14 protein-coding genes are annotated in these 12,466 nt (G+C 29.0%); 12 read left to right on the forward strand and 2 right to left on the reverse strand.

Going from position 1 to position 12,466, the window contains the following annotated elements; genetic code table 11:
- Positions 1 to 95 precede the first annotated feature (95 nt).
- The 6 genes from lon to OIO11_RS09380 all read left to right on the forward strand — a co-directional run bounded on the left by lon (position 96) and on the right by OIO11_RS09380 (position 5,709).
- Positions 96 to 2,432, forward strand: a complete 2,337-nt coding sequence (gene lon / locus OIO11_RS09355) for an endopeptidase La (protein ID WP_268071188.1) — start codon at positions 96 to 98, stop codon at positions 2,430 to 2,432.
- Positions 2,422 to 3,015: a ribosome biogenesis GTP-binding protein YihA/YsxC gene (gene yihA, locus OIO11_RS09360; RefSeq protein ID WP_268071189.1), complete on the forward strand. Its 594-nt coding sequence runs from the start codon at positions 2,422 to 2,424 to the stop codon at positions 3,013 to 3,015. The genes lon and yihA overlap by 11 nt, the downstream gene beginning before the upstream one ends.
- 119 nt (positions 3,016 to 3,134) lie before the next feature.
- Entirely contained in the window at positions 3,135 to 3,677 is a 543-nt protein-coding gene (locus OIO11_RS09365; protein WP_268071190.1) for a hypothetical protein, read from the forward strand.
- A 40-nt stretch (positions 3,678 to 3,717) separates the two neighbouring features.
- Positions 3,718 to 3,948, forward strand: coding sequence for a hypothetical protein (locus OIO11_RS09370; RefSeq protein WP_268071191.1), 231 nt, complete (start codon positions 3,718 to 3,720; stop codon positions 3,946 to 3,948).
- 49 nt (positions 3,949 to 3,997) lie between these two features.
- Complete coding sequence (locus OIO11_RS09375) at positions 3,998 to 4,516, forward strand: hypothetical protein (protein WP_268071192.1); 519 nt, start codon at positions 3,998 to 4,000, stop codon at positions 4,514 to 4,516.
- Positions 4,517 to 4,743: 227 nt separating this feature from the next.
- Complete coding sequence (locus tag OIO11_RS09380) at positions 4,744 to 5,709, forward strand: helix-turn-helix transcriptional regulator (RefSeq protein ID WP_268071193.1); 966 nt, start codon at positions 4,744 to 4,746, stop codon at positions 5,707 to 5,709.
- A 187-nt stretch (positions 5,710 to 5,896) separates the two neighbouring features.
- On the opposite strand, the gene OIO11_RS09385 is transcribed toward OIO11_RS09380, so the two are convergent.
- Together OIO11_RS09385 and OIO11_RS09390 are read right to left on the reverse strand one after the other, a co-directional pair.
- A complete protein-coding gene (locus OIO11_RS09385) occupies positions 5,897 to 6,844 on the reverse strand; it encodes an FG-GAP repeat domain-containing protein (RefSeq protein WP_268071194.1) in 948 nt (315 codons plus the stop codon).
- Positions 6,845 to 6,919: 75 nt separating this feature from the next.
- Positions 6,920 to 7,339 (reverse strand): Fur family transcriptional regulator, encoded by a 420-nt coding sequence (locus OIO11_RS09390; protein WP_268071195.1) that lies wholly within the window; start codon positions 7,337 to 7,339, stop codon positions 6,920 to 6,922.
- Positions 7,340 to 7,890: 551 nt separating this feature from the next.
- Here OIO11_RS09390 and OIO11_RS09395 point away from each other — a divergent pair.
- The 6 genes from OIO11_RS09395 to OIO11_RS17255 all read left to right on the forward strand — a co-directional run bounded on the left by OIO11_RS09395 (position 7,891) and on the right by OIO11_RS17255 (position 12,307).
- Entirely contained in the window at positions 7,891 to 8,892 is a 1,002-nt protein-coding gene (locus OIO11_RS09395) for a phosphodiester glycosidase family protein (protein WP_268071196.1), read from the forward strand.
- A 14-nt stretch (positions 8,893 to 8,906) separates the two neighbouring features.
- On the forward strand, positions 8,907 to 9,977 hold the full coding sequence (locus OIO11_RS09400; protein ID WP_268071197.1) for a hypothetical protein: 1,071 nt from the start codon (positions 8,907 to 8,909) through the stop codon (positions 9,975 to 9,977).
- A gap of 156 nt (positions 9,978 to 10,133) precedes the next feature.
- On the forward strand, positions 10,134 to 10,772 hold the full coding sequence (locus tag OIO11_RS09405) for a site-2 protease family protein (protein ID WP_268071198.1): 639 nt from the start codon (positions 10,134 to 10,136) through the stop codon (positions 10,770 to 10,772).
- A 21-nt stretch (positions 10,773 to 10,793) separates the two neighbouring features.
- On the forward strand, positions 10,794 to 11,897 hold the full coding sequence (locus OIO11_RS09410; RefSeq protein WP_268071199.1) for a sensor histidine kinase: 1,104 nt from the start codon (positions 10,794 to 10,796) through the stop codon (positions 11,895 to 11,897).
- Between the two features lie 15 nt (positions 11,898 to 11,912).
- A complete protein-coding gene (locus tag OIO11_RS17250; protein WP_442781278.1) occupies positions 11,913 to 12,062 on the forward strand; it encodes a hypothetical protein in 150 nt (49 codons plus the stop codon).
- 2 nt (positions 12,063 to 12,064) lie between these two features.
- Positions 12,065 to 12,307, forward strand: a complete 243-nt coding sequence (locus tag OIO11_RS17255) for a response regulator transcription factor (protein ID WP_442781279.1) — start codon at positions 12,065 to 12,067, stop codon at positions 12,305 to 12,307.
- Positions 12,308 to 12,466: the final 159 nt, after the last annotated feature.

The following is a 12,466-nucleotide window of genomic DNA, read 5'->3' on the forward strand; positions in this document are numbered from 1 at the left end:
AAAAAAATCAGTTTATAGGTATAATAGCATAGTATAAAATATTTTAAGGCATAATATACCATAACAATAAAGTAAAATAGAAATGAGGGGAAAATATGGAAAAAGAATTAAAAGTTCTTCCTTTAATTCCATTAAGAGGTATAACGATATTTCCTCATATGGTACTACATTTTGATGTAGGAAGAGAAAAATCTCTTCTTGCAATTGAAGAGGCAATGTTAAATGGACAGGAAATCTTTTTAGTTTCTCAAAAAGAAGCTAAGATTGAGGAACCAGAAGAGGATGATATTTTTACAATAGGTACTATTTGTAATATAAAGCAGATACTAAAGTTACCTGGAGAAACTATTAGAGTGTTAGTTGAAGGTGAAGATAGAGCGAAATTACTTAACTATACACAAAAGGAACCATTTCTAAAGGCAGAGATAGAAATGTTAAAGGATGCTGAAGAGTGTGAGGATAAAAGTAAATGTGAAGCTTTAATTCGTTCAGTAAAAAAATCATTTGAAGAATATGCAAGATTATCTAATACTGTTTCGGCAGAAGCTTTAGTTAATTTAGATGACCTTGAGCAATCAGGAAGATTTGCTGATATAATAAGTTCATACTTGATATTAAAGGAAAACAAAAAACAGGAATTATTAGAAGCATATGATGTATATGAAAGATTAGAAAAGCTTTTATTAATACTTAAAAATGAAATTGAGATTTTAAAGATAGAAAAGAAAATAGGACTTAAGGTAAAAAGCAAAATTGATAAAACTCAAAAGGAATACTTTTTAAGAGAACAAATCAGAGCTATACAGGAAGAACTTGGTGAAGAAGACGAAAATAAAAGAGAGATAGAAGAGTATTCAAAAAAAATAAAAAAAGCTAAATTACCTAAAGAGGCTAAAGAAAAAGCGGTATATGAGTTGAATAGATTAAAAAATACTGGAAGTTATTCAGCAGAAGGCGGAGTTATAAGAACATATTTGGATTGCATATTGGATATTCCATGGAATAAGAAAACAAAGGATAACTTAGACATAAAAAGGGCTAGAGAAATATTGGAAGATGAACACTATGGTCTGGAAGATGTAAAGGACAGAATTATAGAGTATTTAGCAGTAAAGAATATGAGCAAATCTTTAAAAGGTCCTATTCTTTGTTTAGTTGGGCCTCCGGGAGTTGGTAAGACTTCAATAGCAAGGTCTATAGCTAATGCTTTAAATAGAACTTTTGTTAGAATGTCTTTAGGTGGAGTTAGAGATGAGTCGGAAATAAGAGGACATAGGAGAACTTATGTAGGGGCAATTCCAGGAAGAATAGTTAATGGAATGAAGCAAGCGCAATCCAAGAATCCATTGTTTTTGTTAGATGAAATAGACAAGATGAGTTCAGATTTCAGAGGGGACCCTGCAAGTGCACTTCTTGAGGTTTTGGATAGTGAACAGAACAAAAATTTTAGAGATCATTATCTAGAATTAGAATTAGATTTATCAGAAGTTATGTTTATAACAACTGCTAATACTTTAGATACTATTCCACGTCCACTTTTAGATAGAATGGAAGTAATAGAAGTATCAGGATATACCTATGAAGAAAAATTCAATATAGCTAAGAAATATCTTATCTCAAAACAGTTTAAAGAACATAATTTAGAAGAAGGAAAAATAAGTTTTTCTGATTCAGCAATATATTCTATTATTGAAAATTATACTAGAGAATCAGGTGTAAGAAACTTAGAAAGAAAGGTTGCTTCTGTTGTTAGAAAAACTATCGCTGATATGCTGGAAAGAGATAAAGATAGCATTGGAATAACTGTAAATCATGTAAAAAAATATTTAGGACCTGAGATATATACTTATGATAAAGCAGATAAAACAGATAAAATTGGTGTAGTAATGGGAATGGCTTGGACAGGATATGGTGGAGATACTCTTCCAGTGGAAGTAAGTGTAATGTCCGGAAAAGGAAAACTACAGTTAACAGGACAGTTGGGCGATGTAATGAAAGAATCAGCTGAAGCTGGTTATAGCTATGTTAGAGCTAATGCTGAGAAATATGGAATAAATCCAGATTTTTATAAAGATAAGGATATTCATATACATGCTCCAGAAGGAGCAGTACCAAAAGATGGTCCTTCTGCGGGAGTTACTATGATAACAGCCATGGTTTCAGCACTAGGAAACAAAAAGGTGAAACATAATTTAGCTATGACAGGAGAAATAACTCTTACTGGAAGAGTACTTCCAATAGGGGGACTAAAAGAAAAAACTCTTGCAGCTTTCAGAGCAGGAATTAATATGATAATAATTCCAAAAGCTAATGAAAAAGATTTGAAAAAAATACCCAAATCAGTACTGGGTAAAATAAAGGTTATACTTGCAGAAAAAATTGAAGATGTACTGGAAAATGCTTTCATAGAGGAGAATTCTAATGATAATTAAGAGTTCAGAGTTTATAATTTCAGCTGTTAAGCCACAGCAGTATCCTATAGATAATAGAGTTGAAATAGCTTTTGTAGGTAGGTCAAATGCAGGGAAATCGTCATTGATTAATACCGTGACCAATCGAAGAAAATTAGCCAAAACAAGTGGTACTCCAGGAAAAACTAGATTAATAAATTTTTTCCTTATAAATAATGAATTTTATTTTGTGGATTTGCCAGGATATGGATTTGCTAAGGTTTCAAAAGTTGAACAGGAAAAATGGGGTCAAATGATGGAAAAGTATTTAGTTAATAGACCTCAACTTAAAAAGATAGTTTTACTCGTAGATTCAAGGCATAAACCTACAAAAGATGACGTTCATATGTATGAATGGATTAAGTATTATGGATATGAGGCGGTAGTTGTAGCTACTAAAAGTGATAAACTGAAAAAAAGTGAGTTTCAAAAAAATAAGAAAATCATAAAAGAAACTTTAAATATAAGAGATGAAGATAAGTTCATATTTTTTTCATCCCTTAATAAAAGTGGTAAAGAAGAACTGATTGATATTTTAACAGAAGGAATAGCGGAAGATAGATAAAAACAAGCAGGATTAAATAGTCCTGCTTGTTCAATTTTTTGTGTCAAAATAAAAGTAAACTGAATAGTATGTACTATGAACAAAAGATAAAGAAGGAAGGGCAGAAAGGGGGAGGTAAAGTGGAATTAAACGATATGGATAGCATAAGTTCATTGATAAACAATTTCACAAGCGGAGGCGGTATTGAAAATCTTGGCAATATTGATAAACTCTCAGGACTCTTAGGCAGCAAAGGGCTTGGGGCAGGAAGTAGCAGATTCCCACTGCTCTTGATTATCATTATAATCTTGTTATTCTCTAACAAAGGTTATGGGTGTAACAGGAATTGCCCTCAATATTGTTGTCGTTGTTGCAGCAGAAAAGGTAAAAAACACAGAAGAAAATATTGTTGTGAAAGTTGCGGCTACGGAGGAGGCTCTGGAGGCTCTGGAAGCTCTGGAAGCTATGGCGGCTGTGGATACGGCGGAGGTTATGGTGGCTGTGGATACGGCAGTTATGGTGGATGTGGATGTAGTTTAATTATAATCATAGCAGTACTATTTCTCTTTAGTTGTGGAAAAGGTAGTGGATTAAATTTAGGTTCTCTTGGCTCTCTAGGTAGCATGTTCAATTTAAACAGAACAGAAGATACAGATGCTACAGAGGCAAATGAAGAAGAATAGAATACATTGAAACCATGGCCCAAGAAAGGGGGGTTTGATTATGTCAAAAAAATCTAAGTGTAACTGTTGCTGCTGTTGTGGATACGGAAACAGAGGTGGAAATATCGGAAACGTAGGATGCGGATGTGGTGGATTTGATCCATGCAAATTAGCATTATTCTTACTTGTATTGAAGAGAGCAAATATAATTGATAATGAAACTGGAACATTACTAGTATTCTTATTCTTACTTTGCTGCGGAGGATTTAGAAAACAAGGTATATGCTGTTAGTAAAAAGAGGGAGAGCTTTATGCTCTCCCATTTATAGAGAGGTGATTAAATGTCAAAACATGGGAAACATAAAAGAGAATATAGAGATTATGGTGATTATGATGATATAAGTGTAGGAAATAATAATTTTGATATAAATAGTATAGCATCTATGTTAGGAAATATAGATATAAATCAAGTAGCCTCTCTTTTAAATGTTTTAGGCGGTTTTAATAACCAATCTGAAAGTAACTTAAATAATTCAGAAGGGTTTGAGGGGCAAAATGAGGCTATAAATAATCAATTACAAGATATAAATATAGGAGAATTAATGAATGAAGCTGCTAACATAAACAATACCATAAATAATAATTTAATGAAAAATATAGATCATAATGAAAAAAGAAAAGAAAGTAAATATAAAAGTAAAAGTAAAAGTAAAAGTAAAAGTAAAAGAAATACTCAAGTTATAGAAGGCAACGAAGATGAAATTATAACTCTTTTAAATTCTATAAAATCTTTAGTGAATGAGGAAAAATCACAAAAATTAGATAAAATAATAAATATGTATAAGTATGATAAATTATAGTAAAAATAAACTTCCGGTGTGGAAGTTTATTTTTATAAAACAATAACTAAAAGTATTTTTATCAAACATATAATTAACTTATTTATCATATTATACAAAATATATTAAATAAAAGCACAAAAAATTTAACTTTAAATCTATAAAATATATTCAAAAAATAATAAAGTATTAAATTTTATTGTAAATTATCCGATAAAACAATTGAATACATTTTAGGGGGAAAACTTATGTCTAAACTTTCGCATTTATTAGAATTAATTATAATACTTCAATATAAAGAATTTACAACAGCAGCAGAGTTATCAGATATATTGCAAGTGGATAAAAAAACTGTCTATAGATACATAGATACTCTTCAGATGGCTAAAATACCCGTAGAATCTAAAAAGGGAAGATATGGAGGATTTTATATAGATGAAGATTTTTATATGAAATATCCAAACCTGGATAATGAGGAATTACAAGCTTTATTAATAGCATCTAACATATTGACTAAAGATAATGGATTTGTATATGCAGAAAAATTTAAAAGTGCGATAATAAAAATAAAGGATTTATCTATAAACAAAAATAAAGATTTTGAAGAGTTAAAACAATTTAATAGCTTTAAGCTTAAGGATATAGGTAATTTAGAAACTTTCGACGATAAAATATCAAAAATTAACTATGCTATGACTAAGGGTAAAGTTTTAAAAATAAAGTATTATTCACTTAATAAAAATTGTATTACAGAAATGAGTATAAATCCTTATACTATACTCTTTAAAGAAGGAATATGGTACTTAATTGGGTATTGTAACACCAATGAAGAAGAAAGAATTTTCAGAATATCAAGAATAAAGACTATAGAAATAACTAAAGATATATTTATAAAGCCTAAGAACTTCAATTTAAGGGAGTATTTAAAAAGTTGTTGGGATGTATTTACGGGAGAGAAGATTTTAGTGAAAATAAAATTTGATAAAGATATTGCTAAGTTTATAGAAGAGAATAAATGGAATTCCCATCAAAGTATTGAAAGCTTACAAGATGGAAGTATTATACTCAATATATACATAAATGATCTAGGAGAAGTAAAAAAGTGGATTTTAGGATTTGGAGAGCTTGCAGAAGTTTTAGAGCCTAAAAGTTTACGGGAAGAAATAAGCAGTGAAATCAGTAAACTCATAAAAAAATATAAAAAGATATTATGAAATGAATAAAATTTGTAATAATGGTTAAAATATATAATGTACATGGAGAGTTAATCTTACATATGTATATGTTTGAATTACTCTCTCACTAGTGCTAAAACCCCCCATCCCCCTTTTGATTAGGACCGCAAGTGGCGGTCCATTTTTTATGCAGTAAATTTTAGATTATAAACTCAGTGCGTACTTATTAGTTTAATTGATTTAGTGAATCAATTTTAAAATAATATCTTTCTTTAGAATTATTGAAGGCTTTTAAGGTAACTTGTATAGTATAATTTTTAATTACTTCCCTATTACTATTAGAAATTCCTCTAAAATTAAGAATCCATTGAATTTGTGAAGGTTCTCCATCCTTAGTGGATTTAATATCCATAAACTGAGCATCTTGAAATACATAAGTATTATCTGCATTGATTAAAGCATAAATCAAAGCCAAGGAAGTATCGTTTATTTTAGGTGAAAATATTTGTTGATCGGGTATTTTTGAATCTTTAGTTACGGTGGTTATAAAGTTGATAAGATATAAAATTGTGTCTTTCCCTAAAAATGTATCGTTGGAAATATGATTAAATTGCTCTAATTTATTTTGAAGAAGAATATAGTTATGAAATATAAAATTTCCTTTTGAAATATTTCCAGATATAAACTTTGGAGTTTTGTTATTACTGCAATCAATGAAGCCTAGTACATTATTATGGCTGGAAAATATATTTTCAAATTTTCCATAGTTGTATATAAAAATATGTTGGAGAGGTTTATTTTTCTCGGAAGTCTGTATAAATATTTCAGGGACATTATCTCTTGATATGTCTAATAATTTAATTTTCATGGTCCAATAAGGATAATAGATGCCTAGAGTTTTTATGTTTTTATTTGGTTCTAAAAAAAGGTTGTCCTTTTGAGTATCTACTTCAAGATAATATTTGTTTTTATTAGTTGATATGTACAGTATATCTTCTTTACCATCACCTGTAAGATCTGCTTTGTATGCCTTACTATTTAAATTTACAACAAATGTAGGAGAAGTCTCCTTGTTTTTTAAGGAATGAAAAATTACAAAGAATACTAAAACTATTGAAGCTAAAACTAAATAATAAATATATTTTCTTTTTATAAATAAAACTTTAAATTTCATTACAGCACCTCCATTTATTTATATTTATGAAAAGTGCTTGAAAATTATTTGCAAAAAAGAAAAATAGGCTTGCGCCTATTCTTCTTTTTCTTTACAATTAGAGCATATGCCATAAAAGTAAATTTTGTTTGAGAGTATTGTATAATCAGTATAATTCCCTATGGTTTCGTTTAAATGGGAGAATGAAATTCCTTCTATATCATCCACTTTTCCACAGGATAGACATTGTATATGAGGATGAGATTGAACATTTGCATCATATCTGAAATTACCCTCACCAACATTTATTTCTTGAACTAAATTTACTTCTACTAAAGTTTTTAAGGCTTTATAAATTGTAGCTAAACTCATTGTAGGATAATCGGAATGTAGTGCCTTATAAATAGTTTCAGCTGAAGGATGTTCCTTAGTTGAACATAAATATTTATAAACTGCTATACGTTGAGGTGTTAGCTTTAATTTTTTCTCTTTAAAAGTAGATGTTATATTATCCATTGGCATCACCTTTCTGAAATGATTATATATATTATATAATAAAAATTATTATTAGTCAATTATTGTTAAGGAGTAATCAAAAGCACCTCTTGTTTTTACATTTTTTAATACATATATACCTCTCATTATTTTTCAGTGCAGACCTAATGTTACTATTGATGAAGCACAAAACTGCTATAAGAAAATTGCAATGCAATTTTCTTATAGCATGTTTAAAGTTATTTGGAATTTCTGCTTTAAAAAACAAAGTATTTATTATATAATAAAATTTGAGTTAAAATTTATAGAGAAATTTTGAAAATAGTGTTAAAAAGGTGAGGTTTTATACATTACTGCGAACCTTTTTAAAATATAAAAGATACTATTATGTAGAATACAAAAATATTAAATGAATATTAAGATGCTTAATTTTGGTGTATTTGCATATAACTTATATTCAAAAAAATCTATATTTGTTGTACAATATAGTATAGAATGCATAAAGGGAAAAATGACGATAAAAAAGTATATAGAAGTAAAAAAAATGATAATAAATAAAGGATGATTATTAAATGAGCAATAAAAAAAGAAAAAAGAAGAAAAAGTTTTCTTTGAAATTGTTAATAGCTTTTATGGGGTTTGAACTAGTTTTTACTGCACTTACGGGACCATTTATGCTTTATTATGGACCTTTTGAAAATGCAAGAGATACTATTGTTGGAGCTGCAATGACTACCATGACTCATCAATGGATTGCTACAGCTTTTCTATCAAAAGAACGTATAGCTGAGATTCAAGGGAAAAATAAAGTAGAGACTATTATTCAAGAGGAAACAGGTGAAATAGAAATAAAACCTAAACATGACAGTAATATAGAAAGATATGAGATAAACGCAACCAAATTTAAAGGTACAATTTTAGTGATTAATGATCCAACAAGAATTAAGGTTGGGTACAGTAGTAAGCTTGGGAAAGCGGGAGAAACTACAAGTCAGATTGCTAAAAGACATAATGCTGTAGCTGCTATAAATGGAGGGGCTTTTACTGATGAGTCACCAAGTGGTAAACAGTGGGCTGGTAATGGTGGACAACCTGCTGGTGTAATAATATCAAAGGGTAAAATAGTCTATAACGATTACAAAGATGAAAATAAAAAGCATGAAGTAATAGCTCTTACTGAAGAAGGTGTTTTATTAGTAGGATATCACAGTTTAAGAGAAATGAAGGAAAAGAATGTTGTTGAAGCTGTTTCATTTGATCACACAATGATTGTTAACGGAAGAAAGACAATTAAAAGTGGAGATGGAGGCGGTGGAATAGCACCAAGAACAGCTATAGGTCAAAGAAAAGATGGAAGTATACTACTTTTAGTTATAGATGGAAGACAAGCAGGCAGTATAGGCGCAACCTACAGAGAAGTACAAGATATAATGTATGAATATGGAGCATATAATGCAGCTAACTTAGATGGTGGTTCATCATCTACTATGTATTATGATGGAGAAGTAATTAACAATCCTTGTGATGCATTAGGAGAAAGATCAATACCTACAATATTGTACGTTGAACCTTAAAAGGAGAGAAATGAATGAAAGCTTTAAAAAGAGTAATGGTATGGATACTTATATCACTAACTGCACAAATTGTTGTATTATACTATGTTGATAAGCATTTATTTGCAAGTGAAAATGTAAGCGCTGTAGTTTCTAAAAAGGTAGTTAAGGAGAAAAAGGAAAAGAAAAAGAGAGATGACATAGTAGTTCCAGAAGATGCTAAGCATGTGGCAGTTTCTTATGATGGAGGATATCTATCTTATTATAAGGATGATATTCTAAAGGTTGTTGATGTTTATACTGGAGAAGAGCATAATGTTGAGTTTGAGGATAACCTTAAAGTATCTTTTTATAAATGGGCACCAGACAGAGATAGAATAATTTTAGCTATAAAAAAAGAAAACAGTAGTAGTGGCAAATATGTATTCTATTCTTATGATGCGGAAAAAAATAAAAAAGATTTATTGGAAACCAAAGGGGGAGAAGCGACTACAATTAGTACTTATAAAAACTCGTATATTGATGATATACAATTAACACCTTTGACAAACATGATATATGTAAAGACTGCTTTAAATGGTGGAAGAAGTAGAATATATAGCATAGATGTTATGAAGAGGATTGAGAAAGTTAGAACAGAGGCCTATTTTATTGGAAATACAAGAATAATTCCTAATGATGATAGAATAACTTACGAATCTGCAGATAGAGGAAGAGTTTATATAACTGGTACTAGCGATCCTATTTCTGTTGATGGAGTTGATAAATTATGTCTTTTATCAGTAGATGGTGATGATAGAATTTATGTAGGTGAGCTTGATGCAGATGCGGTTACAGAAGTTGCTAAAGTAAAACAGATTTATTATGGTACAGCAGAGCAGGATACTAATGAATGGAAAAAAATTTCTCTTACTGAACCTGTAAATAAAAAGGATATTTTTGTTTCAAGTACAGGGAAAATCTATATTAACGATAATTTAAGAGGTACTGTTACTGAATTAAGCTCAAATAAAGAAACAGTATATAAAGGTATATTTTTGGAAATGTACGATGAAGGTATAGCATCTATAAGTGATGGTGAATTAGTAGAAACACAATTAAAATAAAAATTAAAGCTTTATTTCTATATGTGCTTTATTATAGAAATAAAGCTTTCTTATTATATTTTAAGAAAATGTAAACAATAGACTTAAAGGGATAATATTTTATTTTTTATGGTTACTTTGATATAATGATAATATTAATTGCTTAGGAGGAAAAAAATGTTTAATACTGAAAATATACTAAGAACAATTTTAGTGATACCAGGAATTTTATTAGGTTTTACCTTTCATGAATATGCACATGCATGGGTAGCAGATAGGCTTGGGGATAAAACTCCAAAATTTCAGGGAAGACTTACTTTAAATCCAATAGCTCATATAGATCCAATTGGATTTTTAATGATTTTAATTTTTAGATTTGGGTGGGCAAAACCTGTACAAACTAATCCAAGTGCATTTAAACATTATTACAAGGATGATTTAAAAGTATCTGTGGCAGGGGTTATAGGTAACTTATTTGTTGCTTTAATATTTTCTATATTTCTTGGAATTTTAGTTAATTTTCCAATTTCAAATATTAAGTTATATAAAATATTGATTAGTATAGCTGACCAAGGAATATTTATAAATTGTTTATTAGTTATATTTAATTTATTACCTATACCAGGATTAGATGGATTCCATATTTTGAGAGACTTGTTTCCAAAATTCTTTTATAGAATAGCTGATAGTATTTATAGATATCAAATGTTAATTATACTTATTTTTATAATGAGTCCACTTTCAGACTGGATTATAATTCCACCAACATTATTACTCAGAAATTTTTTTAACTCAATAATTAAATTTATAGTATAAAAGTTTATATAGAGGTGTATTATGGAAGGATGGCTCATACTGAGTAAGTTTTTTATAGTTATATATGTAGCTGTAATTTCTACTGAAATAAATATTTTAAATCTTGCAACTATAGTTTTATTCCTATTATGTTATTTAGCACTCAATATTTTAATATACATTATTAAAGATAAAAAAATAACAAAAATAATTGCTGCTATATCATTAGCAGCTTTATTAATAGGATTTCAATGGATAAATTCAGTATTTATTTTATTATTACCAATAAATTTATTTGAAGTTATATATTTAAATAAAATGCAACAGTGGATAGGAGTCTCACTAGCAGCACTTCCGCTGTTTTTATTGCAAAATATTATTCAGAAAGAATATTTAGTTGTAGCTATGCTTAGTTATGTTATATGTAACATTTGCTATATGTATAAAATAAAAATTAAAAAACTTACATATGAAAATGATTCTTTAAAGGAAAAAAACTACTTGTTAAATAAGAGCTTAATAAAAGATATAGAGTATGAAGGTCAAATAAAGTATATGTCGCAATTAGAAGAAAGAAATAAAATTGCCCAGGAAATACACGACAATATTGGACATACTATATCGGGAAGCTTAATGCAGCTTGAGGCTGCAAAAATTATTATGCAAAAGGATAAAGAAAAGTCTCGAAAAATGCTTCAAAATACCATAGATGTTTTAAGAGAAGGTATGGAGAATATTAGGACCACACTAAGAAATGTTAAACCACATTCTGAGCAGCTTGGAATAAATAAGTTAAAGCTCATATTAAAGCAGTATGAAATCAATAGTGAAATAAAAGCTAATTTGTATTATGACGGAGAGTTAAAACAAATATCTTATATTCAATGGAAGGTAATTAATAAAAGTGTTAAGGAAGCTTTAACTAATACTATAAAATATGCAAAAGCTTCGGAAATAAAGGTGAAAATTCAAATTTTAAATAAGCTTATAAAGGTTGAAATTAAGGATAACGGTATTGGAAGTTTAAAGATAAATAAAGGACTTGGAATACAAGGAATACAGGAAAGATGTGAAAATATAAATGGTAAAGTTATTGTGGATGGCAGCGATGGCTTTTCAGTTATATTATTATTACCTATAAAATAAAAGGGGTGATGTAATTTGAGTATTAAAACTTTAATTGCAGACGACGATTCGCTAATAAGGGAGAGCCTTAAAATAATTTTAGAGATGGATGAAGAAATTGAAATTATAGAGTGTGTTGATAATGGATTAAAGGCTGTTGAAGCTTGTTTAAAAAACAAAATGTAGTGTTGGATAAAATAAAAGAAGGGTTAAATGAAACTAATAAATCGTTAATTGATGAGAAATTGTTCACAGAAAGAGAACTTCAAATTATAAAGGCAATTTCAGAAGGATTGTCTAACAAAGAAATCTCTACGAAATTATATATATCAGAAGGAACGGTTAAAAATTATATAACTAATATTTTATCTAAGACAGAACTTAAACATAGAACACAAATAGCTATTTATTACTTAAAAGGTAAATTTTAAAGGATATTGCACGGCAATATCCTTTTGTTAATCGTGCGTCCAGCTAAGCTGGACCATACTAGCTGGTGAAAGTCCAGTCAAGGTAATTGCCAAGAAGCCTTGTAGCCAACCACCAAGCGTAGTAGAAATATTGGGTTTGAAGCGTGGGGGTAAAGTAAC

Source organism: Clostridium sp. ZS2-4 (assembly GCF_026719745.1).
In the GTDB taxonomy this organism is placed as follows: Bacteria; Bacillota; Clostridia; order Clostridiales; family Clostridiaceae; genus Clostridium_H.

Bases quoted from the DNA above. Each gene is read 5' to 3' on its own strand.
- OIO11_RS09400 (WP_268071197.1), top strand. From the start codon at position 8,907: ATGAAAGCTTTAAAAAGAGTAATGGTATGGATACTTATATCACTAACT.
- OIO11_RS09395 (WP_268071196.1), top strand. From the start codon at position 7,891: ATGAGCAATAAAAAAAGAAAAAAGAAGAAAAAGTTTTCTTTGAAATTG.
- OIO11_RS09390 (WP_268071195.1), bottom strand. From the start codon at position 7,339: ATGGATAATATAACATCTACTTTTAAAGAGAAAAAATTAAAGCTAACA.
- OIO11_RS09370 (WP_268071191.1), top strand. From the start codon at position 3,718: ATGTCAAAAAAATCTAAGTGTAACTGTTGCTGCTGTTGTGGATACGGA.
- OIO11_RS09410 (WP_268071199.1), top strand. From the start codon at position 10,794: ATGGAAGGATGGCTCATACTGAGTAAGTTTTTTATAGTTATATATGTA.
- yihA (WP_268071189.1), top strand. From the start codon at position 2,422: ATGATAATTAAGAGTTCAGAGTTTATAATTTCAGCTGTTAAGCCACAG.
- OIO11_RS09405 (WP_268071198.1), top strand. From the start codon at position 10,134: ATGTTTAATACTGAAAATATACTAAGAACAATTTTAGTGATACCAGGA.
- lon (WP_268071188.1), top strand. From the start codon at position 96: ATGGAAAAAGAATTAAAAGTTCTTCCTTTAATTCCATTAAGAGGTATA.
- OIO11_RS09385 (WP_268071194.1), bottom strand. From the start codon at position 6,844: ATGAAATTTAAAGTTTTATTTATAAAAAGAAAATATATTTATTATTTA.
- OIO11_RS09380 (WP_268071193.1), top strand. From the start codon at position 4,744: ATGTCTAAACTTTCGCATTTATTAGAATTAATTATAATACTTCAATAT.
- OIO11_RS09375 (WP_268071192.1), top strand. From the start codon at position 3,998: ATGTCAAAACATGGGAAACATAAAAGAGAATATAGAGATTATGGTGAT.